Source organism: Achromobacter sp., assembly GCF_032102605.1.
Taxonomy (GTDB): Bacteria; Pseudomonadota; Gammaproteobacteria; order Burkholderiales; family Burkholderiaceae_B; genus Achromobacter.
In genome coordinates this window covers 273,084-296,461 of the sequence record NZ_DAMDGT010000004.1, presented here as the reverse complement: position 1 = coordinate 296,461, position 23,378 = coordinate 273,084, and the positions used below count along the sequence as shown (strand labels likewise).

The following is a 23,378-nucleotide window of genomic DNA, read 5'->3' as shown; positions in this document are numbered from 1 at the left end:
CGAGCGCGCGGGCCGCCATTGTACTGCCTGCTCATTCAACCCCTGGGTCTCTTGGTCGCCGGCGCAACCGAGCCCTGTGGAATAGTGGTGTGGCATTCATTTTGCCCGCTGTCCCGGCAGGTCCGTTGCATGCCGCAAGCGGCTCTGAAGCACTGCAAGAATCGTCGCATATTTAAAGCACCAGCTGCGTGTAGGCAACCAATCCGACCGCAGCTGCCGTTCACAGCACAACTCCGTCAAACCACAATCAGTGAAGCTGACCCTCCTGCTGACAGAACCCCGTGCCCCACGGCACGACGTGCCCGCCTGACCCGCGGCGGATACGCCTGGGCGCCGCCCAGGTACGGTCCGCATTTCTTGCTCGCTTCAGCCGCAGCCCGAGTGGCCCGAGGTCACGCGCCGATATCGGCGCGTCATGACAACGGAGAAACCCTCTCATGAAGCGCATGCTGTTCAATGCGACGCATCAGGAAGAATTACGCGTCGCTATCGTCGATGGGCAAAAACTCATCGACCTTGACATCGAGACTGCCGGCCGCGAACAACGCAAAGGCAACATCTACAAAGGTGTCATCACCCGGATCGAACCCGGCCTCGAAGCCTGCTTCGTCAACTACGGCGAAGACCGCCACGGCTTTCTGCCTTTCAAGGAAGTCGCCCGCAGCTTCTTCAAGGAAGGCGTGGACGTTCGCAGCGCCCGCATCCAGGACGCCCTGCGCGAAGGCCAGGAACTGATCGTCCAGGTTGAAAAGGAAGAACGCGGCAACAAGGGCGCAGCCCTGACCACGTTCATCTCGCTGGCCGGCCGCTACCTGGTCCTGATGCCCAACAACCCCCGTGGCGGTGGCGTTTCGCGCCGCGTCGAGGGCGAGGACCGCCAGGAACTGCGCGACACGATGGAGCAGCTGGACCTGCCCCAGGGCATGAGCATCATCGCCCGCACCGCAGGCATCGGCCGCAACGTCGAAGAACTGCAATGGGACCTGTCCTACCTGCTGCAGCTCTGGACCGCCATCGATGGCGCCGCGCGCGACAATTCCGCGCCGATCCTGATCTATCTGGAATCCAGCCTGGTCATCCGGGCCATCCGCGATTACTTCTCGCCGGAAATTGGCGAAATCCTGATCGACACCGACGAAATCGCCGATCAGGCCACCGCCTTCATGAGCGTGGTGATGCCGGACAATGTCCAGCGCGTCAAACGCTATCGCGACGACATCCCCCTCTTCTCGCGTTTCCAGATCGAACACCAGATCGAAACGGCGTACTCGCGCACGGTACAGCTGCCCTCGGGCGGCGCCATCGTGATCGACCACACCGAAGCGCTGGTCTCCGTCGACGTCAACTCCGCCCGCTCCACCCGCGGCGCCGACATCGAGGAAACCGCGCTGCGCACCAACTCCGAAGCCGCCGACGAAGTGGCCCGCCAATTGCGCTTGCGCGACCTGGGCGGCCTGATCGTCATCGACTTCATCGACATGGAAGACAGCAAGAACCAGCGCGCCGTCGAACAGCGCCTGCGTGACGCCCTCCATTTCGACCGCGCCCGTGTGCAAATGGGCAAGATCTCGCGCTTCGGCCTGATGGAATTGTCCCGCCAGCGCCTGCGTCCCGCCCTGAACGAAGGCTCGCACATCACCTGCCCGCGCTGCAACGGCACCGGCGTGATCCGCGACGCTGAATCCAGCGCGCTGCACGTGCTGCGCCTGCTGCAGGAAGAGGCCATGAAGGAGAACACCGCGGCGGTCCACGCCCAGGTTCCCGTCGACGTGGCCACCTACCTGCTGAACGAAAAGCGCGCCGACATCACCAAGATGGAAGCCCGCCTGAAGGTCAACCTGATGCTGATCCCCAACAAGCATCTGGAAACCCCGCACCACCACATCGAACGCCTGCGCCACGACGATCCGCGCCTGGAAGAACTGAAGACCAGCTTCGAGCTGGTTGAAGCGCCGGCCACGGACGCCCCCTGGCAGCCGCGCGAAAGCGAAATCAAGGCTCGCCCGGAAGCGCTGGTCAAGGGCATCACGCCTTCGCAGCCCGCTCCCGTGTCCACGCCTGTTCCGGCCGCAGCGCCTGCCGCGCCCGCTTCGGGCGCCGGCCTGGGTGGCCTCTTCAAGCGCCTGGTTGGCTGGCTGACCGGCGGCTCCGAGCCCGCCAAGCCCGCGCCCGCCGCTGCCGAAGAAACCACGAAGCGCGCTGCCTCCACGCGCGGCAAGGGCCGCGGCAGCCACGACGGCCAGGAACGCCGTGGCGAACGCCACGGTTCGGACCGCAACCGCAATCGCCGCGGCGAAGCGCGCGGTGAAGGCGCCGAGAGCGCCGAAGGCGGCCGCCACCACGTGCGCGGCAACCGCCGTTCCGACAGCGAACGCGGCAACCGCGGTGAAGCCCGCGGCGAACGCGATACGCAGGCCGCCACCCAGGCAGCCCTGGCGTCCAACCGCCCCGACCAGGCAGCGGAACTCAACGGTGAAGACACCGGCGCCGGCCGCAACCGCCGCCGTGGCCGTGGCCGCAACCGCCGCGAGGAAGGCCAGGCCGACGCACCGATGAGCGAACAGGAAAGCATGGTTGCCGCCCTGGCTCAGACGGTCGCCACCGCGCTGCCCGAATCCCGTTCGGAAACCCGGCCCGAGGCCCTGCCCGCCGCCGAGTCCGCCCAGGAAACCGCTGACGCCGTCGAACAGACTGCAGACGGAATCCCGGCCGTTGAAGGCGCCGAAGGCGCCGATCCCGAGCGCAAGCGCCGCCGTCGCCGCAGCCGCCGCGGCCGTCGCAGCCAGGACGAAGCAGGTCTGTCCGGCACCGACGAGCAGCAGGAAGAAGGCGCCGACGAAGCCGGCGAAACGCAGGCTGCAGACGTCGCCGTTCAGTCGGACGCCGTTGCCGCCCCGGCGCCGGTCCAGCCGGCCGAAGCAGCCCCGGTGCAGCCCACTCAGCCCGCTGCGCAGCCGGCTCCGACGCAGGAAACAGCCGTCGAGCAGGCCGAGCCCTCGAAGGTCGAGCCCGTGCAAGCCGCCGCCGAGCCCGTGGCTCAGCCCGTGCAAGCCGCTGCCCCCGAGGCAACGGCGCCGGTAAGCGTCGAAACCGCCAGCGAGGCTTCCGTCCCCGCCGCGCCCGTGCAGGTGGATGCTCCCGCGGTCGAGCCGGTGATCCAGGCCCCGGTGGCCACCCCGGCCGAAACGGTAGCCGCCTCGGTTGCGCCGTCGCCCGCCCCCGTGGCTCCCGCGCCCGCCCCGGTGGCCCCGGTCAGCGCGCAGCAGCCCATCGTGGTGCCTGCCGCCGCCCCCGCCGCCAAGGCGCAAGCCCTGCATGACGTGGTCAACGCCGCTGGCCTGCAGTGGGTGGAAACCGATCCGGAGCGTCACGCACAAACGCAACTGCGTATCGCCGCCGCGCACACGCCGGTCCGCCTGGGCCGCGAACGCAAGCCGGTGACTGCGGTTTCGAACGAGCCGCTGGTCCAGGTCGAAACGCGCCACTAAGCCGCAAGCCCGCAAGGGCTTCGGTTTGAAACGCCACACCCCTGAAGCTGGATACCTATCCGGCTTCAGGGGTGTTTTTCTTGGCCGGTGGATTGCTGGAGGCGTCCCCAGCCAAGCAGGCGACCTCAGTCGTCGCTGCTGCGACGCTCGGGAGGGTTCAGTGCCCGCCCCGCTTCTTCCACGAACGCTTCCGCCAGGGCTGAATGAGGCATGTGCCGCGCCCAGAGGATGCCCATGCGGCGCAGCGGCGCGCGGCCCGGCAGAAGTACTCGCCTGACGCGCCGGCTATCGAGCCAGTCAGGCGCCCAATCCGGCACCAGCGACACGCCGAGGCCTTCGGAGACCATGCACGCGATGCCCATCAGGCCATCGACCTCAAGCCGCTCGCGCGGCGCGATGCCGTGCTGGCGCAGGTACTGGTCCGCCAGGCGACCTCCCCAGACGTTGCGGTCATAGCGGATGAAGGGCTGCGACCGCATCAGTTCGTGGGCGTCATTGCCCGGCGTATCCGGCGGCGCCAGCACGACAAGCGGCTCTTCGGTCACCTGTTTCCAGGCGTAGCCCTTGGACAGGTTGAATTGAGGCTTGACGATGAACGCCGCGTCCAGGTCGCCGTTGATCACGCGGTGGTACAGGTGATTGGACGTACCGGGCTCCATGAACACGGCAAGCTTGGGCAGGCGCCGATACAGGCGCGACAGCACGATAGGCATGATGCCCGTCAGGGCCGACGCCGAGACGCCCAGGCGCAGCTCGCCCAAGGGTGCGTCGTCGGCAGCGCTGGCGCGCAGGTCGCGCACTTCGCGCAGCACGCAGCGCGCGCGCTCCAGCACCTTCAACCCTGCCTCGGTCGCCTTGACGCTGCGTCCCACCCTCTTGACCAGCGTGGCGCCCAGTTCTTCTTCCAGCGTGCGCACGCGCGCCGCGATGGCGGCCGGCGTCAGGTCGAGCCGTCGGGCGGCCTCGGCCAACGATCCGCTTTCGACCACCGACACGAAGCTCTGCACGTAACGAGTATCCATCGTCTCCCCTCTTCTGATGCGTGGCTTGCGCAACGGCAAACCACAACAATTTTATGGATTGAACCCATTAAACAGCAGATGTTCATTGGGCGGATCGGTGCCAGAATCAGGTGTTGCCGCCGCGACGCCGCGGCACGCGTTTTCCATCCACCCGAACACGAGTAGAGAACATGACGACCCCTGCCCGCATTCCCGGCGTTTTTTCTCCGGTCCTGACGCCATTCGATGAGCGCCATCGCCCGGCGTTGGGCCGCTACGTGAAGCATTGCCGCTGGTTGCGCGAGCAATCCGTCGGTCTGGCCATCTTCGGCACCAACTCCGAGGCCAATTCCCTGTCACTGGCCGAAAAGCACACGCTGCTGGACGCCCTGCTCGACGCCGGCGTGGAGCCCTCGGCCCTGATGCCAGGCACGGGCGCGTGCGCGCTGCCGGACGCCGTTGCACTTACGCAGCACGCGGTGCGCAGCGGCAGCATGGGTGTGTTGGTGTTGCCGCCCTTCTACTACAAAGGGGTCAGCGATGAAGGGTTGTTCCGCTATTACGCCGAGCTGATCGAAGGCGTGGGCGACGACAAGCTGCGCATGTACCTGTACCACATCCCGCCCGTGAGCCAGGTGCCTTTGAGCCTTGATCTGATAGACCGGCTGCTGGACCGCTATCCGGGCATCGTGGCGGGCGTGAAGGACAGCGGTGGCGACTGGGCCAACACCGCCGCCATGATCGAACGCTTCGGCCCGCGCGGGTTCCAGGTCTACGCCGGCAGCGAAGCCTTCCTGCTGCAGACGTTGCGCGCCGGCGGCGTCGGCTGCATCACGGCCACCGGCAACGTCAATCCCGGCCCGATCGTGGCGCTGCAGCAGCGCTGGCAGGAGGCGGACGCCGACGACCGCCAGGCCGGCTTGAACGCCACGCGCAACGTGTTCCAGCAATTTCCCATGATCCCGGCCATGAAGGCGGCCATTGCATGGAAGTCCGGCGATGCCGCATGGGCCACGGTGCGTCCGCCCCTGGTCGATCTGAATGCCGGACAAACCGACGCTCTGAAGGCGGCGCTGGAAGCGAACGGCTTCGACATGCCGGGCGCGGCCTCGCTGTCCGACGCCTGATACGCCCCTCGGCCCGCGGAGGGCCGTGCAAGGCCCTCCGCCGCCAGCGCGCTGAACGCGCGATCAGCTCACGACGCCGATGTTCCAGGGAACGAACTCGTGGTCGCCCAGGCCCAGAAGTTCGCTCTTGCTGCGTTCACCCGAGGCCACGCGCAGGATCTCCTCGAAGATGCGCTGCGCCACCTCTTGCAGCGTGGCGGTGCCGTCCAGGATGTCGCCGCAATTGACGTCCATGTCTTCCGTCAGCCTTTCGTACATCGGCGTATTGGTAGCCAATTTCACCGACGGAACCGGCTTCGCGCCGAACATCGATCCGCGGCCGGTCGTAAAGCAGATCATGTTTGCGCCGCCTGCAATCTGTCCGGTGGCCGATACGGGATCGAAGCCGGGCGTGTCCATGAAGACCATTCCCGGCTGCCGGACGGGCTCGGCGTAGCGATACACCTCCATCAGCGCCGTCGTGCCGCCCTTCATGGTCGAGCCCAGCGATTTCTCGAAGATATTGGCCAGGCCGCCCATCTGGTTGCCCGGACTGACCTTGCCGTTGATCTGCACGTCGCGTCCCGGCGAATACTCTTCCTTCCACCAGCGAATGCGCTGCACCAGCCTCTCTCCGACTTCGCGGCTGCGGGCGCGCGAGGTCAGCGTGTGCTCCACGCCGTAGATTTCGGGCGTCTCGGACAGGATGGCCGTGCCGCCGTGGCGCACCAGGATGTCCATGGCCGCGCCAAGCGCCGGATTGGCAGTGATCGACGAAAAGCCGTCCGAGCCCCCGCACTGCAGGCCGATGGTCAGGTGCCGCGCCGGCACGGGCACTCGCGTCACGTCGTTGGCCTGCGGCAGCATGGCCTTGACCGCGTCGATGCCCGCCTCGATGGTTTTTCGCGTGCCGCCGGTCTCTTGCATGATGAAGGTCTTCAGCCGCGCGCCTGCCTCAAGGCCCTGGTCCTTCAATAGCGCATCGAGCTGATTCCGTTCACAACCCAGGCCGACGATGAGCACCCCAGCGAAATTCGCATGACAGGCGTAGCCGCCCATCGTGCGGCGCAGAAGGTCCATCGGTTCGCCGGACATCTCCATGCCGCAGCCCATGCCGTGGCTAAGCGCCACCACGCCGTCCACGTTCGGATAGGCCGCCATCAGTTCGGGCGTGAACGCCGCGGCAATGCGGTGCACCACGGTCGCCGAGCAATTCACCGTCGCCATAATGCCGATGTAGTTTCGCGTGGCGACCTGCCCATTGGCGCGGACGATACCCTGGAAGCGCGCCTGTTCGGACTCCGGCAGGACGGCCGTTGGCACGTAGTCCCGCGCGTGCGCGTAGTCCCTGTCGAACTCCTGGAAATCCATGTTGTGCGAGTGGACGTAGGTGCCGGCGGGAATGTCCGCGGCGGCAAAGCCGATGCACACGTTGTATTTCAGGATGGGCTCGCCGGCGCGCAGGTCGCGCGCCGCGATCTTGTGGCCGGCCGGCACCTGGCTGCGGCTGACGAGGCCTTCCGACGGAACGGCCGTACCGATGCCGATGGGCACGCGCGCCACCACGACGTTGTCCGCGGAATGAAGCCGGATGACGGGACCGGCGGCCCGTTTTTCGGTGAAATCGATCATATCGTTGTCTCGGAAAAATGAAGGCGCGTCCGATGGCGGACGCGCCAGCGACGGCACGGCCGTTACTCGGGCTTGATGCCGATGTCGCGGATCAGCACCGACCAGCGTGGAAGTTCGGCGCCGACGAAGCGCGTGAACGTGTCGGAATCGCTACCCACCACCGTGAAGCCCTGTTCGCTCAGCTTGGCCTGCATATCGCCCTGATCCAGGGCGGTGCGGATGGATTGGGAAAGCTTGTCGATCACGGGCCTGGGCGTCTTGGCGGGCGCGAAGACGCCATACCAGGTCGCCACCTCGAAATCCTTGAATCCCGATTCGGCCAGCGTGGGAATCTGGGGCGCCTTCGGGTCCCGCTTCAGGCTGGTGATGGCAAGCGGCCGGACCTTGCCGGAGTTGATGTGCGGCAGCGCCACCGGCAGGTTTGCGAACATGTAGGGAACGTGTCCGCCAAGCACGTCGGCGATTGCCGCCGACTCTCCTTTGTACGGCACGTGCGTCACCTTGGTGCCGACCATGTGGGCGTACAGTTCGCCGGCGATGTGCTGCGGACCTCCCTGGCCGGACGAGGCGTAGCTCAATGCCCCATTGCCCGCCTTGCGGATATGGTCGGTCAGTTCGCCCACGCTTTTCACGTCGACCAGGGCCGGATTGACCACCAGGATGAGCGGCATGGTCACGACCTGCGATACCGGCTCGAAGTCCTTCTCAGGCTTGAAAGGCAGCGTGGGAAACAGTGAAGGAGCAACCACCATCGTGGATTGCGAACCCAGGAACAGCGAATAGCCATCGGCGGGAGAGCGCGCGACGTTGTCCGCCGCGATCGTGCCCGTGGCGCCCGCCCGGTTTTCGACCACCACCTGCTGGCCCAGGCTTTCGGCCATCTTGGCGCCGACCAGCCGCGCAACGATATCCGCACCGCCGCCGGGCGCGAAGCCGACGACCATGCGCAATGGCTTGTTGGGGAACTCATCGGCCATGACGGTGAACGAGGCAGCGCCGAGGGCAATGGCAAGGCCCAGCGCGCCGGCGATGCGCGCCGCCCGGCGCGCGAGCATACAGGGGTATTTCATCTGACTGTCTCCGTTCGCCATCGTCGGAGGCCCTGCTCGCGCAGCGCGGCGAAACGCAAACCCCTGCGATGGCTGATTGTGTGATGTGGGTACGCCAGGGCATTCTGGCCATTGCAACCCGCACCAACAAGTACGCGGACACGCAGTCAAAACATAATATTTTTGTGGTGTGGGCGTGCGACGTCGCGTCGCCCGGGCAGCCGCAAGCAAAAAAAATCCACCCAAAGGGTGGATTTGCAGTCTCTTTTCGCCAGGCGGGCGCCTGGCGTGCCGGTCAGGCGGTGAATCAGAACTGGTAGGTGTACGTCAGCTGAACGACGTCGAGGCCGGGATTCGGGCGCTTGATGCTGGCGTTGGAGAAGTGCGAGTAGCGCACGCCGATACGATTGTTCGGCGTCAGCAGGAAGCCCAGGCCGACGTGGTCGCCGAACTGGAAGGCCGTGCTGATGTTTTCGTCGGCGAAGCGCGTGCTGGAGAACAGCGTGGCGCCGATACCCGCTTCGATGTAGAAGCGTTCGCCGGTCCACCAGCGGAACATCGGGATGGCATTGAACTGCCAGACGTGGCCCGGCGAACGCGAACCGTCGGCCTGCCAATACGAAGCGCCAAATTCCGGCGTGAGGTCCAGTCGGCCCCAGTTGCCGCCGAAGTGGTAAGTCCAGACCGAGGGAGTTTCGTAGTTGAGGGTGAGGCGCTGATAGTGGTCGCCGATGCCGTAGTGCAGGCTTACGCCGCCCTGGGTGCCTTCGGATGACTGGGCGCTTGCGAAAGTGGCAACCCCTGCCAGGGCCAGGCCGGCAAGGCGCGTCAGTATTTTCTTCTTGGTCGACTGCATCGGAATAACTCCATCTATTTCTGGACTAACGGGGAACCATAGCAAAATCCGGGTCAGCTGGCTTTGCGCATGTCGCAATATGGCAACAATTTCGCGTGAAAAAGACTGTTCCGAAAATCGCGAGATTCGGGCTTGTGGGAAATCGCGCCATGCGGCCAGAGCAAGCACCGTGCCCAGGGTCGGGGCGTCCAAAAGAAAATGCCGCCGACAACGGAAACGTCGCCAGCGGCATCGTGCCGCGGCGCCGGCTGCTAAATGCCGCACCGGCGCCAGGGAATGTCTTCGTCAGGCGGTGACCACGTCCGCGGGCTGGTTGGTCAGCAGAGCCAGCAGGCGAGCGATTTCCTCGCGCAATTGGCGGCGGTCGACGACCATGTCGATCGCGCCCTTCTGCAGCAGGAACTCGGCGCGCTGGAAGCCTTCCGGCAGCTTTTCGCGCACGGTCTGCTCGATAACGCGCGGACCGGCAAAGCCGATCAGCGCCTTGGGTTCTGCAATCACCACGTCGCCCATGAAGGCAAAACTGGCGGACACGCCGCCCATCGTGGGATCGGTCAGCACGCTGATGAACGGCAGGCCGGCGGCCGACAGGCGCGTCAGCATGGCGTTCGTCTTGGCCATCTGCATCAGCGACAGCAGGCTTTCCTGCATGCGCGCGCCACCCGAGGCAGCCACGCAGATGAACGGGGTCTTGTTGTCCAGCGCCGCTTGTGCGCCGCGCGCGAAGCGTTCGCCGACCACGGAACCCATGGAGCCGCCCATGAACTCGAATTCAAAGCAGGCCAGCGTGGCGGGCACACCGCGGATGGAGCCGCTCATGACCACCAGCGCGTCGGATTCGCCCGTGGCCTTGACGGCCTCTTGCAGACGTTCTGGATACTTGCGCGTGTCCTTGAACTTCAGGGTGTCGACCGAACGCGTGTTCTGGCCGATTTCGACGCGGCCTTCCATGTCGAGCAGCGAATCGATGCGGGCGCGAGACCCGATCCGCATGTGGTGGTCGCACTTGGGGCAGACATGGAGGTTGGCTGCCAGGTCTTCGCTATACAGCACCGATTCGCACGAAGGGCATTTCACCCAAAGGCCTTCGGGGACGCGGCGGGCGCCGCTATCGCTGGTTTTATTGATGCGAGGCGGCAGGAGTTTATCGATCCAGCTCATTGATTATTCATCCCGTTTGAGATCGCGCCCGGCCGCTCAGGCCGACGCGTTCTCTCGTTTTACTTGATCCAGCGCCTGCCGGATGGTGCGCAGCCAGCCGCTGGCGGCGGCGACTGCGGCGTCGGTTTTCTGGGCAGCGGCCGCGTTGGCGGCCGCCTGCTCCATGGTTTCAATCAGTTTGCTGCCGATGACGACCGCGTCGGCTGAACGCGCCACGCGCTGGGCGCTTTCGGCGTCGCGGATTCCGAATCCCACGCCGACCGGAATGTCGCGCACATGGCGGCGAATCAGGGCGACGCGTTCGGCCACGTTATCGGTGTTGAGCGAACCCGCGCCCGTCACGCCCTTGAGCGACACATAGTAGACATAGCCGCGCGCGACCTGCGCCACGGCCTTGATGCGGTCTTCGGTGGACGTGGGCGCCAGCAGGAAGATGGGCGCGATGCCCTGTTCGCCCAGCGTGGCGGCGAATTCGACGACTTCTTCCGGCGGATAGTCCACGACCAGCACGCCGTCCACGCCAGCCGCTGCGGCGCGGCGGGAGAATTCGGACTGGCCCATGCGTTCGATCGGGTTTGCGTACCCCATCAGGACCACGGGGGTGTCGGTATCGCGCTGGCGGAATTCAGCCACGAGTTCAAGCACGCGCGACAGGCCAACGCCCTGAGCGATGGCGCGGTCGGCGGCGCGCTGGATCACGGGGCCGTCGGCCATGGGATCGGAAAACGGCACGCCGAGCTCGATGACGTCGGCGCCGGCTTCGACCAGCGCATGCATCAGGGGAACGGTCGCGGCGGGGGAAGGATCGCCGGCGGCAATATAGGGGATCAGGGCCGCGGCGCGGCCGGATTGAGCGGTGCGCGCGAATGCCGCGGCAATGCGATCGGTACGGGTTGTCATGGTGTCAGAGCTCGATACCGGCACGTTCGGCGACGGTGTGCATGTCCTTGTCGCCGCGGCCCGACAGATTGACCAGGATCACGGCGTCGCGCGGCAGCGTGGCGGCCATCTTCGCGGCCTGGGCAATGGCGTGGGACGATTCCAGCGCCGGCATGATGCCTTCGATGCGGCAACAATCGTGGAAGGCCTTCAGGGCTTCGTCGTCGGTGATGCCGACGTATTCGGCGCGTCCCGAATCCTTGAGCCAGGCGTGTTCCGGGCCGACGCCGGGGTAATCCAGGCCGGCCGACACGGAATGGGTTTCCTGGACCTGGCCGTCGGCGTCCTGCATGACGTAGGTGCGGTTGCCGTGCAGCACGCCTACCTGGCCCGCGGCCAGCGATGCAGCGTGCTTGCCGCTGTCCATGCCCTCGCCTGCGGCCTCGACGCCGATCAGGCGCACGTTTTCGTAGGGGATGTACGGATGGAAGATGCCCATGGCATTGGAGCCGCCGCCCACCGCCGCCACGACGTAGTCGGGCTGGCGGCCGATGGCCTCGGGCATCTGCGTCAGGCATTCGTTGCCGATGACGGTCTGGAAGTCGCGCACCATGCGGGGATAGGGGTCGGGACCCGCCACCGTGCCGATGATGTAGAACGTGTTTTCGATGTTGGTGACCCAATCGCGCATGGCTTCGTTCAGCGCGTCCTTCAGGGTGCGCGAGCCGGAGGTGACCGGCACCACCGTCGCGCCCAGCAGTTTCATGCGGTAGACGTTGGAGGCCTGGCGGCGGACGTCTTCGCTGCCCATGTACACCACGCATTCCATGCCGTAGCGGGCCGCGACCGTGGCGGTGGCCACGCCGTGCTGGCCCGCGCCGGTTTCGGCGATGACGCGCGGCTTGCCCATGCGCTTGGCCAGCAAGGCCTGGCCGATGCAATTGTTGACCTTGTGGGCGCCGGTGTGGTTCAGGTCTTCGCGCTTGAACCAGATTTGGGCGCCCCCCAGGAGCTCGGACCAGCGGCGTGCGTGATACACGGGGCTGGGCCGGCCGACAAAGTGCTTGAGTTCGTAGTTGAACTCTTCCAGGAAGGCGGGGTCGACGCGGCAGCGGTCATAGGCCGCGCGCAGCTCGTCGAGCGCGTGCATCAGCGTTTCCGCCACGAAAACACCACCATAAGGCCCGAAGTGGCCCTTGGCATCTGGAAAGTCGTAAGGTTTCACCAAGCAATCTCCCCCGGCATCGCGGCAGGCCACTGCCGGCCGCAAATCCGGTTTGCAACCCGTCATTTTACCTGACGCGGGCGGCAGCGGGTCGGCGCCCGCCGGGCCGCCCTGGCGCGTCAGAGGGACTGCCCCATCCGGCGCAGGAACGTCTCGCACGCGGCCAGTTGGTCCAGAGCCACGTATTCATTGGGCTTGTGGGCCTGTTCGATGTGGCCGGGGCCGCAGACCACCGTGGGAATGCCGATGCCCTGGAACAGCCCGGCTTCAGTCCCGTACGCGACCTTGCGCGTGGCGCGATCTTCGGTCAGCGCGCGCACCAGCTGGGTGATGGCGGCTTCTTCAGAGGCTTCCAGGGCGGGCGCGGCGGCGCCGGTCTCGATTTCGATGCTGGCGCCTTCGAATTCGGCCTTCATGCGCGGAAGCAGCTCTTCACGCACGTATTTTTCGACTTCGGCCTGGATATCGTCGGGACGCATTCCCGGCAGGTTGCGGAATTCATAGGTGAATTCGCACAGTTCGGGAATGGTGTTGACCGCGATGCCGCCCCGGATCTGGTTGGTGGTCATCGTGGAAAACGGCACGTCGTAGAACTGGTCGTACGGGCCATTGGCCTTGAAGCTGTCGGCCACGTCGCGGATGCGGCAGATGAGCCGGGCGGCGTATTCGATGGCATTGCAGCCGCGGGGCGTGAGCGACGAGTGGGCCGCCTTGCCGTGCACCTTGCAGCGAAACAGATTGATCCCCTTGTGAGCCACCACCACCTGCATGCCGGTGGGTTCGCCCACCACGCAGCCTTCGGGGCGAATGCCGCGCTCGTGCAAGTCCGCCAGCATGTACGGCGCACCGGCGCAGCCGACTTCCTCGTCGTACGAGAACGCCAGATGAATGGGCTTCTTGCGGGGCATGGCCATGAATTCGGGGACCAGTGCCAGCGATCCGGCGATGAACCCCTTCATGTCGCAGCTGCCGCGGCCGTAGAGCAGGCCGTCTTTTTCGACGAGTTTGAACGGATCCGTGCTCCAGTCCTGGCCGTCCACGGGCACCACGTCGGTGTGGCCCGACAGGACGATCCCGCCCTGCTGGTTGCCGTCCTGCGCGGGCAGCGTGGCGAACAGATTGGCCTTGGTGCGCTCGGGATTGTGCGCCAGCCACGCATCGACGCCCTGGCCCTTTAGCCAATCACGGACGGTTTCGATCAAGGCAAGATTGGAATTGCGGCTGGTGGTGTCAAAGCCAACCAGCGTTTCCAGCCAGGTGCGCGCGTTCATGTCACTACTCTCTTGGGGAAAAGGTGCAGTGTAAAGCCAGGACGCGGCCGCGTCCCGGACGGCTTGCGAGACCCCGCGCCGGGCCAGTCGCCTAGAATGGCGCCCGGAAAGAAAACCGCCCCCAAGGAGAAAACGTGCAGCACAAAGCAGTTCCCACACGCAACATCGTGGCCGCAGTGATAGGAAATGCCCTCGAATGGTATGACTTCCTGGTATTTGCGTTCATGACGCCGATTATCGCAAAGCTGTTCTTCCCCACCGACCCCAGCATTCCCGGCAGCGAACTCAACGCCATCCTCATGACCACCGCCATCTTCGGCGTCGGTTTCTTCATGCGCCCCGTGGGCGGCATCATCCTGGGCCTTTATGGGGACAGAAAGGGCCGCAAGGCCGCCATGGTGCTGGTGACCTCGCTGATGGCGGTCTCCATTGCGCTGATCACGGTCGCCCCGACCTATCACGCCGCCGGCATCCTGGCGCCCATTTTCATCCTCATCGCGCGCCTGCTTCAGGGCTTTTCGGCGGGCGGCGAGTTCGGGACGTCGACGGCGCTCCTGATCGAAATGGCGCCCAATGGCCGGCGCGGCTTTTACGGGTCCTGGCAGATGGCTGGCCAGATGCTGGCCCTGCTGATCGGCGCAGCCTGCGGCACGCTGATCACCGAGTTCTTCACCGAGCAGCAGATCGCGGACTGGGCATGGCGTTTGCCTTTCGCCTTTGGCCTGGTCATTGTGCCGATCGCCATCTATATCCGCCGCAACGTCGATGAGACGGACGCCTTCAAGAAGATGAAGGAAGACGACCGCCACGCCGCCGCCCGCGGTGAAGTGCAGCGCCTGTCGCTGGGTCAGATGCTCAAGACCCACACGCGCGAGACGCTGATCGGCGTGGGGCTGGTGGTCACGGCGACCGTGTCCATCTACATCACCTTCACGTACCTGGTCACGTATTCGACGAAGGTCCTGATGCTGCCGCTGAACCAGACCTTCCTGGTGCAGATGGCCGGCGCGGCGCTGATGGTGCTGCTGACCCCGTTCATGGGCGCCTGGTCCGACCGCGTCGGCCGCCGCCCGCTGGTGATCGGTTCGCTGATCGGCTATCTGATCGTGCTGTATCCGCTGTACTTCTGGCTGTCCGACGCGCCGTCGATCGGCCGCCTCTTGACCGTGCAGGTCGTGGTCTGCATTTTCGTGTCGGCCTTCTTCGGCGTGTTCAGCACGGTGATGGCGGAATTGTTTCCCGCGCGCGTGCGTTCGGTGGGACTGTCGCTGGCCTATAACGTGGCCGTGATGATCTTTGGCGGCTTCGCGCAGTTCATCGTGACCTGGCTGATCAAGACCACCGGCTCTCCGATGGCGCCGGCCTACTACGTGATGTTCGGCGTGGCCCTGGGCCTGATCGCTGCGTTCTACATGCGCGACCGCGCGCACGAGGACCTGGAGCACTAAGGTCCCACGGCCGGCGGCGCAACGCTGCCGGCCGCCGCCCTAGCGGCGGGTGGCCGAGGACACGCCTGGCACCTCGGCCAGCGCATCCAGTGCGCGCGACAGCGATTCTCCGCCGCGCACTTCCACCGTGAACACCATGTGGGCAAGCGACTGCTTGCTCTGCGTGTTCACGCCCACCACATTCAGGCGCAGCCGCGCGAAGACTTCGGACAGGTCCCGCAGCAGGCCCGAGCGATCGTGCGCGCGCACGCTGACGTCCACGGGGTAGAAGGTGTCCGCCGTTTCCCCCCAGGTGACCTCGATGACGCGCTCGGGCTCGCGCGCGGCCAACGCCAGATAGCTGTGGCAGTCGCGTCGGTGGATGGACACGCCCCGCCCCCGGGTGACAAAGCCGGAGATCGCGTCGGGCGGGGCCGGACGGCAGCAGCGCGCCAGTTGCGTCAGCAGCGAACCCACCCCGACCACCAGCACCCCGCTCTTGCCGCTTTTTTCGGCGCTGCCGGCGCTGGCGTGCCGCAGGGCGGCAGGCGTGGGCTCGGTGGCGGGCGCGGGTTGCTGAAACAGCGTATCGATCTGCCGCAGGCTGAATTCTTCCTTGGCCGCCGCGACGTAAAGATCGTCGGCGCGGGCAAAACCCAGGTTCTGGGCGAGCTGCTCAAGATTGACCGCCGTCTTGCCCAGGCGCTGCAATTCCTTTTCGACAAGCGCCTGGCCCTGGGTGATGCGCTGCTGCAATTCGATGGCGTTGAACCACATGCGCACCTTGGCGCGCGCGCGCGGGCTGGCCAAAAAGCCCAGCTGCGGGTTGAGCCAGTCGCGCGACGGACCGCCGGACTTGGCGGAAATGATCTCCACGGTCTGGCCAGTGGACAGGCGCGTCTGCAGCGGCACCATCTGGCCATCGACGCGGGCGCCGCGGCAGCGATGGCCCAGGTCGGTATGCAGGTGATATGCGAAATCCACCGGAGTGGCTCCGGCGGGCAGTTCGATCACGCGCGCCTGCGGCGTCAGCACATAGATGCGCTCGTCGGTATGCGCGGGCGCCGCCACCGCGCCGCGATGCCTGCCCGATGAGGACTTGCCGGCCGCAGCCTTGGCGGGCTCGGGCGCCGCCTCGCCGCCTTCCACGTCGCTGTTCCAGGCGAGCAGCTGGCGCATCCACGACAGTTGCCGGTCGTATTCGCTGGAGGCCGCGACCTGCCCGCCCTTGGCGCCCGCTTCCTTGTAGCGCCAATGCGCGGCCATCCCGTATTCCGCGAACTGATGCATTTCCCGCGTGCGTATCTGCACCTCGAACGGCCGGCCGTCGTCGTCGGACACCACCGTGTGCAAGGACCGGTAGCCGTTCGGCTTGGGCCGCGAGATGTAGTCGTCGAACTCCTCGGAAAGCGGGGTCCACATTTCGTGCACCATGCCCAGCGCGGTGTAGCAGGCGCGGACGTCGTCCACGATGACGCGCAGGGCGCGCAGATCGTACATCTGCGAGAAATCCAGCCGCTTCACGCGCATCTTGTTCCAGATGCTGTAGATGTGCTTGGGCCGGCCGCTGACCTCGGCGTCGATGCCGCTTCGGGCCAGCGCCTGCTGCACGCGTTCGATGGCCGCGGCGATGAAGGCCTCGCGCTCGACCCGCTTTTCTTCGAGCAGGCGGGCGATGTGCTTGTATTTTTCGGGCTCGAGGAAACGGAACGACAGGTCCTCCATTTCCCATTTGATCTGCCAGATGCCCAGCCGGTTGGCCAGCGGCGCGTAAAGGTCCAGGGTCTCGCGCGCGAAGTCCGGCGAACACGGGGCCTTGCTTTCCGCATGCCAGCGCAGCGTGCGCAGGCGAGACGCCAGGCGCATCAGCACGATGCGCAGGTCGGCCGCCATGGCAAGCAGCATCTTGCGCTGCATTTCCTTCTGGGAGCCGCTTTCGGCGGCGGCATCGCTGGCCTGGCGGGCGACCACGCCCAGCCGCAGCAGGGCATACGTGCCCTGCACCAACCGTGCGATTTCGGCGCCGAAGGCGGCGGCGACGGGATCATTGCGCAACGACGGGGCGGGCGCCATCAAGTCGGTGGGCAACGCGGCCAGCAACGCGGCGGCGCGGGTGGCGGCATCGGTGTGCAGCGCCGCCAGGATGCGAACGACGCCGGCGCCATGCTCGGCCAGGGGTTCGCCCGTAAGCGCGTGTTGTCCTTCGAAGCGGGGCGCGGCCCAGGCAACGGCCCGGTCGATCAATGCCAGGCCGTCGGCGTCCAGACCCGCCCCGGCTTCTTGCCGCCAGGAAGCGTCGAATGGCGAAGGCGCATCGGGAACAGGCGGGGCGGACATGACGGACGTAGCGCGGGTATTTGGTTGAATATCCCGACACTCTACACTAGGGTTCAATCACCCTGAACACCCTGCCGCACCCCGGCATATGCAAGGAACCAAAGCTTATGTTGCGCTGGCTGAAGGCCCGGGGCGCCCGCCCGTCCGCGGTGGCCGAAATGCAGGCCCGCATCCCGCCTGAACTCTGGCGGCAGGTGCTGGAGGCCCACCCCTTCCTGGCGGCGCTGACCGCCGACGAAGCCGCCCAGTTGCAGGCGCGCTCGGCGTGGCTGCTGGCCAGCAAATCCGTCAATGGCGCCCAGGGACTGGAGGTATCGGACTTCATGCGCCTGTCCATTGCGGCGCAGGCCAGCCTGCCGATCCTGAACCTCGCCCCCGAACTGTACGAAGGCTGGGACGAAATCATCGTGTATCCGGCCGGTTTCCGCATTCCGCGCTCGCGCCAGGACGAGGACGGCGTGGTCCACGAATACCTCGAGGACGCCGCCGGCGAAGCCTGGGAAGGCGGCCCGCTCGTCCTCTCGTGGGAAGACGCCCAGCTTTCCGATGGCGGCTTCAACGTGGTCATCCATGAGTTCGCCCACAAGCTGGACCTGCGCTCGGGCTTCGCGGACGGCATGCCCTCTCTGGCGGCGCATCCCGACCTGAAGCCCCGCGTCTGGCGCCAGGTGCTGGACGACAGCCTGGACCGATTCATTGCGGCGGTCGACGCGGTGGAAGCTGCCATTCCTCGCGACGTGGACCCGGAAAGCCAGGAGGCCGACGCCTGGTATGGCCAGTTGCCCATGGACCCCTACGCCGCCACGGACGAAGCCGAGTTCTTCGCCGTCAGCTCCGAGCACTTCTTTGTGGACCCGTACCCGATGCACCAGGCCATGCCCGAGTGGTATGCCTTGCTGCGGGCCTACTATCGCCAGGATCCCTTGGAGCGGTACGCATGAAGCAACTGCTGATCGTCTGGCATTCGCGCACTGGCGCAGCGCGGCAGATGGCGCAAGCCGCCGCGCGGGGCGCCGCAGCCGCCGCCCTGGCTCTGGAACAGGCGGACGATCTGCACGTCGAACTGCGGCGCGCGGCGGACGTGGACGCCGATATGCTGCTGGCCAGCCACGGTTACCTGTTCTGCGCCCCTGAGAACCTTGCCAGCCTGAGCGGTGAAATGAAGGAATTCTTCGACCGCAATTACTACGCCGTCCTGGACCGCATCCAGGGCCTGCCCTATGCCGCCATGATCAGCGCCGGCAGCGACGGCGCGGGCGCGGCGCGGCAAGTCGAGCGCATCTGCACCGGCTGGCGTCTTGCCGCCGTAGGGCCGGCGGTAATCGTCAATCTGGGCGCGCAGACCGCCGAACAGATCCTGGCGCCCAAGACCGTGCCGCCATCCGAACTGGCTCGCTGCGAGGAACTGGGCGGATTGCTGGCCGGCGTCATGCTGATGGGGGCGTGACCCTCCATTCCGGCCGCGCAAACAAAAAGCCCTCGGCGCGAGGCTGAGGGCTTTTTATTGCTCAAGGCATGCCGGACGCTGACAGCGCCCGGCGCGCGGCGCATGTCAGAGCGCGGCCGTCACGACGATCTCGACCTTGTAGTCGGGGTTGGCCAGACGGGCTTCGACCGTGGCGCGGGGAGGCGAATTGCCGTCGGCGACCCACGCGTCCCAGGCCTTGTTCATGCCGTCGAATTCCTTCATGTTGGCCACGTAGATCTGCGCCATGAGGATCTTGGTCTTGTCGGTGCCGGCCTCGGCCAGCAGGCGGTCGATCGTGGCCAGCACTTGCTCGGTCTGTCCGGTGATGTCCAGCGTGGCGTCGTCCGGCACCTGGCCTGCCAGGTAGGCGACGCCGTTGTACACGGCCATGTCCGACAGGCGCTTGGTGACGTGGAAGCGCTTGATGCTGCTCATGAGAATTCCCCTAGAGTCGAGTGGTTTGATTGGAACTGTGCATTGAACCCGCCATGGACGCGCAGGCGTCTTCAAGCGGGCGGCAACTGGAAGACCTGGCGCAGATAGGCCAGGTAAGCGGGATCGTCGCACATGGTTTTTTCGGGCGCGTCCGACACCTTGGCCACGGGCTGTCCGTTGCAGCGAACCATCTTCATGACGATCTGCAGGGGCTCGTGACCGAGGTCGTTGGTAAGGTTGGTGCCGATGCCGAATGACACCTTGCAACGGCCCGAGAACTGGCGGGCCAGCTCGATGGCCCGCGGAAAAGTCAGTGAGTCCGAGAACACCAGCGTCTTGGCGCGCGGATCGACGCGGTTCTTGCGATAGTGCTCGAGCAGGCGTTCACCCCAGATGAATGGATCGCCTGAATCGTGGCGCGCGCCATCGAACAGCTTGCAGAAATACATGTCGAAGTCGCGCAGGAAGGCATCCATGCCGTAGACGTCGGACAGCGCGATGCCCAGGTCGCCTCGGTATTCCTTGGCCCAGACTTCCAGCGCGAACACCTGCGAATCGCGCAGGCGCGGTCCCAGGGCCTGGCAGGCCTGAAGATATTCATGGCCCATCGTGCCCAGCGGCAGCACGTCGTGCTCTTTCGCCAGCAGCACATTGCTGGAGCCGGCGAAGTGCGGGCCCATTTCGGCCTTCATGGTGGACACGATTTCCTCGTGCCATACCTTGGAAAAGCGGCGACGCGTCCCGTATTCGGCGACGCGGAAGTCCGCCAGCGCCGGATCGTCCAGCACCAGGTGCATCTTGGATTGCAGGCGCTTGCGGCCTTCTTCCCAATCCGGATGCTTGCGCGTGTTGCGGAAATAGACTTCGTTGACGATGGCCAGCACGGGGATTTCGAACAGGATCGTGTGCAACCACGGCCCCTTGACCTCGATGCTGATTTCGCCGGGCCCTTCGCCTTCGGTGATGTGGATGCAGCGCTCGGGCATATGGAACAGCCCAAGGAAATCAACGAAGTCGCTTTTGATAAAGCGCAAGCTGCCCAGGTATTTAAGTTCGTCTTCCGTGAAGCGCAATTGGCAAAGCTCATGCACTTCCTGGCGGATTTCGTCCATATACGGGCGCAAATCGACGCCCTGGGTACGGCACTTGTACCGGTACTCGACCTGGGCAGCGGGGAAGTGATGCAGGACCACCTGCATCATGCTGAATTTATACAGGTCGGTGTCGAGCAGCGAAGTAATAATCATGATTGCGCGTTTCGTTTCGCGACACCATAGCATAGAGAACACGCCGTTCGGCACGATGGGCCACGCTGTCAATACGGGTATTGCCGGCACATCGTCGCGGCATTGGGTAAAATCCGCCCATTAAGACACACCTGCCGCCGATCCCCGGAGTTCCTGAATGACCCACGTAGTCACCGAAAACTGTATCAAGTGCAAGTACACCGATTGCGTAGATGTGTGCCCGGTGGACTGTTTTCGTGAGGGTCCGAACTTCCTCGTGATCGACCCGGACGAATGCATCGACTGCGCGGTTTGCATTCCGGAATGCCCGGCCAACGCCATCTACGCCGAAGAAGACGTGCCGCAGGACCAACTCAATTTCATCGCGCTGAACGCCGAACTCTCGCCTGAATTCGCCAGCATCAGCCGTGCCAAGAAGCCCCTGCCCGACGCCGACGAATGGAACGGCAAGCAGGACAAGCTGCAATACCTGGAAAAGTAATCCACGGGCGCCGGCCGCAAGCCGGACGGCGCCACGTGCGATGTCCCGATGACCGACGACTCCAAATACACGCGCCAGACCATCACCAGCGTCCACACCTGGGTGCCGGACAAACTGTCCTCCGTGCGCGTGACGCGGGACGAAGCCTATACCTTCCTGCCGGGCCAGTTCGCCCGGGTCGGCCTGCCCGGCGCGGACGATCCCGATGGTCCTCCCACGATATGGCGCGCCTACTCCATGGTCTCCGCCCCGCATGAACCCGGGCTGGAGTTCTATTCCATCGTCGTTCCCGAAGGCCTGTTCAGTCCGCGCATGGCCCGTTTGCAGCCCGGCGATGCGCTCTACGTCGAAAAGGCGCCGTACGGCTTCCTGACGCTGGAGCGCTTCGCGCCTGAAGGCGACCTCTGGCTGCTGGCCTCGGGCACCGGCCTGTCGGCCTACCTTTCGATCCTGCGCGACCCCGCCGTCTGGCGTGCATACCGCCGCATCATCCTGGTGCATGGCGTGCGTACGGCGGCGGAACTGGCCTACCGCCAGGAAATCGAATCCTGGCGCGCCGATCCGGCCCTGGCCGACGTCTTCGCGGCGGATCCCGGCAAGCTCGTCTACCTGCCCATCGCCACGCGCGAATCCCTCCCGGGCATGCCCCAGGAGCGCATCACCACACTGATCGCCGACGGCCGCCTGGAGCAGCTCGCCGGCCAGCCACTGGACCCCGAGACCGCCAAGGTCATGCTGTGCGGCAACCCTGCCATGCTGGCAGAGGCACGAAAATTGCTGGGTGATCGTGGATTCAAGCCAGGACGCCGCGGCATTCCGGGCAACCTGGCGGTAGAAAACTACTGGTGATCCGGCACTGCATGGCGTAGTGCGTAAATCCTCCTTTTGGTATCACCGCAGGGCATTAAAGCGGCCCTAAACTGGTGCCAAAAACATGACGGGTCGCTTTTTAGCAACAAAATCAGGCACTTTGCCTGACATTCTTCAGGCTGATTGGAAATAACGTTACGCCTCGGAGCAATAATCGGGGCACACGCTCGACCCAGAAGGACTTCCCCGAAATGCTGTACCAATTGCACGAAATGCAGCGCGCTTTCCTGACTCCGTTCGCTGCATTCACGGACGCCGGTTCTCAGCTGTTCTCCAGCCCCTACAGCCCGCTCGCCTATACCCCGATTTCCCGCCAGATGGCCGCCGGGTACGAGTTGATGACCCGTATCGGCAAGGAATACCAGAAGCCTGCCTGGAATCTCCCCACCACCCAGATCGACGGCAAGTCCGTCCGCGTGATCGAGGCCGTGGCGCTGGACAAGCCCTTCTGCCGCCTGGTGCATTTCCAGCGCGACGTCCGCCTTGCCGGCAAGAACGATCCCAAGGTTCTTCTGGTGGCCCCGCTTTCAGGGCACCACGCCACGCTGCTGCGCGACACCGTCCGCGCCCTGCTGCCCGCCCATGACATCTATGTCACCGACTGGGTCGACGCCCGCATGGTGCCGCTGTCGGCCGGCCCCTTCCATCTGAACGACTACGTCCGATACGTGCAGGATTTCATCCGCCACCTGGGCCCGGACGTCCACGTCATTTCCGTCTGCCAGCCCACGGTGCCGGTGCTGGCCGCCGTATCCTTGATGGCCTCGGCCAACGATCCCTGCCAGCCCCGCAGCATGGTGATGATGGGCGGCCCCATCGACCCCCGGCAATCCCCCACGCAGGTGAACCGCCTGGCCACCACCAAGCCGTACTCGTGGTTCGAAAACCAGGTCATTCACCCCGTGCCGCCGCGCTATCCGGGCGCCGGCCGCAAGGTGTATCCGGGTTTCCTGCAGCATGCCGGGTTCATGGCCATGAACCCCGACCGCCACATGAAGTCGCACTATGACTTCTACCTGGACCTGCTGCGCGGCGACGACAGCGACGCCGAAGCGCATCGCCGCTTCTACGACGAGTACAACGCCGTCCTGGACATGCCGGCCGAGTTCTACCTGGACACGATCCGCATGGTGTTCCAGGACTTCTCGCTGCCCAACGGCACCTGGGAAGTGGACGGCAAGCTGGTCCGCCCCGCCGACATCAAGGACGTCGCCCTCTTCACCATCGAAGGCGAACTGGACGACATTTCGGGCCAGGGCCAGACGCGCGCCGCGATCAAGCTGTGCAAGAACATCCCGGCTGACCGCAAGTCGCACTACACCGCGCCCAACTGCGGCCATTACGGCATTTTCTCGGGCCGCCGCTGGCGCGAAATGATCTGTCCTAAAATTGCCGAGTTCATCCGGCAATCCGCATAGGAACGGCGCCAAGCCGTTCGCAAGGCA

At 65.3% G+C, this 23,378-nt stretch carries 20 protein-coding genes; 9 read left to right on the top strand and 11 right to left on the bottom strand.

The window, feature by feature from the left end:
• The first annotated feature begins 437 nt into the window (after window positions 1-437).
• Window positions 438-3,488, top strand: a complete 3,051-nt coding sequence (locus RT614_RS11805; protein WP_313622299.1) for an Rne/Rng family ribonuclease — start codon at window positions 438-440, stop codon at window positions 3,486-3,488.
• Window positions 3,489-3,613: 125 nt separating this feature from the next.
• Here the strand turns inward: RT614_RS11805 and RT614_RS11800 are convergent, their stop codons facing one another.
• A complete protein-coding gene (locus RT614_RS11800) occupies window positions 3,614-4,510 on the bottom strand; it encodes a LysR family transcriptional regulator (RefSeq protein ID WP_313622298.1) in 897 nt (298 codons plus the stop codon).
• A 170-nt stretch (window positions 4,511-4,680) separates the two neighbouring features.
• Here RT614_RS11800 and RT614_RS11795 point away from each other — a divergent pair, with 170 nt between their 5' ends.
• Entirely contained in the window at window positions 4,681-5,616 is a 936-nt protein-coding gene (locus RT614_RS11795; protein WP_313622297.1) for a dihydrodipicolinate synthase family protein, read from the top strand.
• Between the two features lie 63 nt (window positions 5,617-5,679).
• Here the strand turns inward: RT614_RS11795 and RT614_RS11790 are convergent, their stop codons facing one another.
• Window positions 5,680-7,227: an altronate dehydratase family protein gene (locus RT614_RS11790; protein ID WP_313622296.1), complete on the bottom strand. Its 1,548-nt coding sequence runs from the start codon at window positions 7,225-7,227 to the stop codon at window positions 5,680-5,682.
• Window positions 7,228-7,289: 62 nt separating this feature from the next.
• Entirely contained in the window at window positions 7,290-8,297 is a 1,008-nt protein-coding gene (locus RT614_RS11785) for a tripartite tricarboxylate transporter substrate binding protein (RefSeq protein ID WP_313622295.1), read from the bottom strand.
• Between the two features lie 83 nt (window positions 8,298-8,380).
• Between RT614_RS11785 and RT614_RS11780 the strand changes: the two genes are divergently transcribed.
• Complete coding sequence (locus RT614_RS11780; protein WP_313622294.1) at window positions 8,381-8,596, top strand: hypothetical protein; 216 nt, start codon at window positions 8,381-8,383, stop codon at window positions 8,594-8,596.
• Here RT614_RS11780 and RT614_RS11775 read toward each other — a convergent pair.
• The 5 genes from RT614_RS11775 to argE form a co-directional block, all read right to left on the bottom strand.
• On the bottom strand, window positions 8,584-9,132 hold the full coding sequence (locus RT614_RS11775; protein ID WP_313622293.1) for an acyloxyacyl hydrolase: 549 nt from the start codon (window positions 9,130-9,132) through the stop codon (window positions 8,584-8,586). The two genes, RT614_RS11780 and RT614_RS11775, sit on opposite strands and share 13 nt — an antisense overlap.
• A gap of 285 nt (window positions 9,133-9,417) precedes the next feature.
• Window positions 9,418-10,293 (bottom strand): acetyl-CoA carboxylase, carboxyltransferase subunit beta, encoded by an 876-nt coding sequence (gene accD, locus RT614_RS11770; RefSeq protein WP_313622292.1) that lies wholly within the window; start codon window positions 10,291-10,293, stop codon window positions 9,418-9,420.
• 36 nt (window positions 10,294-10,329) lie between these two features.
• Window positions 10,330-11,193 (bottom strand): tryptophan synthase subunit alpha, encoded by an 864-nt coding sequence (trpA, locus tag RT614_RS11765; protein WP_313622291.1) that lies wholly within the window; start codon window positions 11,191-11,193, stop codon window positions 10,330-10,332.
• Window positions 11,194-11,197: 4 nt separating this feature from the next.
• Window positions 11,198-12,397, bottom strand: a complete 1,200-nt coding sequence (gene trpB, locus RT614_RS11760; protein WP_313622290.1) for a tryptophan synthase subunit beta — start codon at window positions 12,395-12,397, stop codon at window positions 11,198-11,200.
• Window positions 12,398-12,516: 119 nt separating this feature from the next.
• Window positions 12,517-13,668: an acetylornithine deacetylase gene (argE, locus tag RT614_RS11755; protein WP_313622289.1), complete on the bottom strand. Its 1,152-nt coding sequence runs from the start codon at window positions 13,666-13,668 to the stop codon at window positions 12,517-12,519.
• Window positions 13,669-13,802: 134 nt separating this feature from the next.
• Here argE and RT614_RS11750 point away from each other — a divergent pair, with 134 nt between their 5' ends.
• Window positions 13,803-15,116 (top strand): MFS transporter, encoded by a 1,314-nt coding sequence (locus RT614_RS11750; RefSeq protein ID WP_313622288.1) that lies wholly within the window; start codon window positions 13,803-13,805, stop codon window positions 15,114-15,116.
• A 39-nt stretch (window positions 15,117-15,155) separates the two neighbouring features.
• Here the strand turns inward: RT614_RS11750 and RT614_RS11745 are convergent, their stop codons facing one another.
• Entirely contained in the window at window positions 15,156-17,432 is a 2,277-nt protein-coding gene (locus RT614_RS11745) for a bifunctional (p)ppGpp synthetase/guanosine-3',5'-bis(diphosphate) 3'-pyrophosphohydrolase (RefSeq protein WP_313622287.1), read from the bottom strand.
• A 107-nt stretch (window positions 17,433-17,539) separates the two neighbouring features.
• Here RT614_RS11745 and RT614_RS11740 point away from each other — a divergent pair, with 107 nt between their 5' ends.
• Together RT614_RS11740 and RT614_RS11735 are read left to right on the top strand one after the other, a co-directional pair.
• A complete protein-coding gene (locus RT614_RS11740; protein WP_313622286.1) occupies window positions 17,540-18,373 on the top strand; it encodes a zinc-dependent peptidase in 834 nt (277 codons plus the stop codon).
• A complete protein-coding gene (locus RT614_RS11735) occupies window positions 18,370-18,879 on the top strand; it encodes an NAD(P)H-dependent oxidoreductase (protein ID WP_313622285.1) in 510 nt (169 codons plus the stop codon). The genes RT614_RS11740 and RT614_RS11735 overlap by 4 nt, the downstream gene beginning before the upstream one ends.
• 105 nt (window positions 18,880-18,984) lie before the next feature.
• On the opposite strand, the gene RT614_RS11730 is transcribed toward RT614_RS11735, so the two are convergent.
• Together RT614_RS11730 and pncB are read right to left on the bottom strand one after the other, a co-directional pair.
• Window positions 18,985-19,335, bottom strand: a complete 351-nt coding sequence (locus tag RT614_RS11730; protein WP_056321843.1) for a RidA family protein — start codon at window positions 19,333-19,335, stop codon at window positions 18,985-18,987.
• Window positions 19,336-19,406: 71 nt separating this feature from the next.
• Window positions 19,407-20,582, bottom strand: a complete 1,176-nt coding sequence (pncB, locus tag RT614_RS11725) for a nicotinate phosphoribosyltransferase (protein WP_313622284.1) — start codon at window positions 20,580-20,582, stop codon at window positions 19,407-19,409.
• 157 nt (window positions 20,583-20,739) lie between these two features.
• Between pncB and fdxA the strand changes: the two genes are divergently transcribed.
• From fdxA to RT614_RS11710, 3 genes are all read left to right on the top strand, one after another.
• Window positions 20,740-21,063, top strand: a complete 324-nt coding sequence (fdxA, locus tag RT614_RS11720; RefSeq protein ID WP_006389264.1) for a ferredoxin FdxA — start codon at window positions 20,740-20,742, stop codon at window positions 21,061-21,063.
• Window positions 21,064-21,111: 48 nt separating this feature from the next.
• Window positions 21,112-21,912: a ferredoxin--NADP reductase gene (locus RT614_RS11715; RefSeq protein WP_313622283.1), complete on the top strand. Its 801-nt coding sequence runs from the start codon at window positions 21,112-21,114 to the stop codon at window positions 21,910-21,912.
• Window positions 21,913-22,124: 212 nt separating this feature from the next.
• Window positions 22,125-23,351, top strand: coding sequence for a polyhydroxyalkanoate depolymerase (locus RT614_RS11710; protein WP_313622282.1), 1,227 nt, complete (start codon window positions 22,125-22,127; stop codon window positions 23,349-23,351).
• Window positions 23,352-23,378: the final 27 nt, after the last annotated feature.

Excerpts from the sequence above, each read along its gene's own strand:
- RT614_RS11805 (WP_313622299.1), top strand. The coding sequence starts at position 438 with ATGAAGCGCATGCTGTTCAATGCGACGCATCAGGAAGAATTACGCGTC.
- RT614_RS11800 (WP_313622298.1), bottom strand. The coding sequence starts at position 4,510 with ATGGATACTCGTTACGTGCAGAGCTTCGTGTCGGTGGTCGAAAGCGGA.
- RT614_RS11795 (WP_313622297.1), top strand. The coding sequence starts at position 4,681 with ATGACGACCCCTGCCCGCATTCCCGGCGTTTTTTCTCCGGTCCTGACG.
- RT614_RS11790 (WP_313622296.1), bottom strand. The coding sequence starts at position 7,227 with ATGATCGATTTCACCGAAAAACGGGCCGCCGGTCCCGTCATCCGGCTT.
- RT614_RS11785 (WP_313622295.1), bottom strand. The coding sequence starts at position 8,297 with ATGAAATACCCCTGTATGCTCGCGCGCCGGGCGGCGCGCATCGCCGGC.
- RT614_RS11780 (WP_313622294.1), top strand. The coding sequence starts at position 8,381 with ATGTGGGTACGCCAGGGCATTCTGGCCATTGCAACCCGCACCAACAAG.
- RT614_RS11775 (WP_313622293.1), bottom strand. The coding sequence starts at position 9,132 with ATGCAGTCGACCAAGAAGAAAATACTGACGCGCCTTGCCGGCCTGGCC.
- accD (WP_313622292.1), bottom strand. The coding sequence starts at position 10,293 with ATGAGCTGGATCGATAAACTCCTGCCGCCTCGCATCAATAAAACCAGC.
- trpA (WP_313622291.1), bottom strand. The coding sequence starts at position 11,193 with ATGACAACCCGTACCGATCGCATTGCCGCGGCATTCGCGCGCACCGCT.
- argE (WP_313622289.1), bottom strand. The coding sequence starts at position 13,668 with ATGAACGCGCGCACCTGGCTGGAAACGCTGGTTGGCTTTGACACCACC.
- RT614_RS11745 (WP_313622287.1), bottom strand. The coding sequence starts at position 17,432 with ATGTCCGCCCCGCCTGTTCCCGATGCGCCTTCGCCATTCGACGCTTCC.
- RT614_RS11740 (WP_313622286.1), top strand. The coding sequence starts at position 17,540 with ATGTTGCGCTGGCTGAAGGCCCGGGGCGCCCGCCCGTCCGCGGTGGCC.
- RT614_RS11735 (WP_313622285.1), top strand. The coding sequence starts at position 18,370 with ATGAAGCAACTGCTGATCGTCTGGCATTCGCGCACTGGCGCAGCGCGG.
- RT614_RS11730 (WP_056321843.1), bottom strand. The coding sequence starts at position 19,335 with ATGAGCAGCATCAAGCGCTTCCACGTCACCAAGCGCCTGTCGGACATG.
- pncB (WP_313622284.1), bottom strand. The coding sequence starts at position 20,582 with ATGATTATTACTTCGCTGCTCGACACCGACCTGTATAAATTCAGCATG.
- fdxA (WP_006389264.1), top strand. The coding sequence starts at position 20,740 with ATGACCCACGTAGTCACCGAAAACTGTATCAAGTGCAAGTACACCGAT.
- RT614_RS11715 (WP_313622283.1), top strand. The coding sequence starts at position 21,112 with ATGACCGACGACTCCAAATACACGCGCCAGACCATCACCAGCGTCCAC.
- RT614_RS11710 (WP_313622282.1), top strand. The coding sequence starts at position 22,125 with ATGCTGTACCAATTGCACGAAATGCAGCGCGCTTTCCTGACTCCGTTC.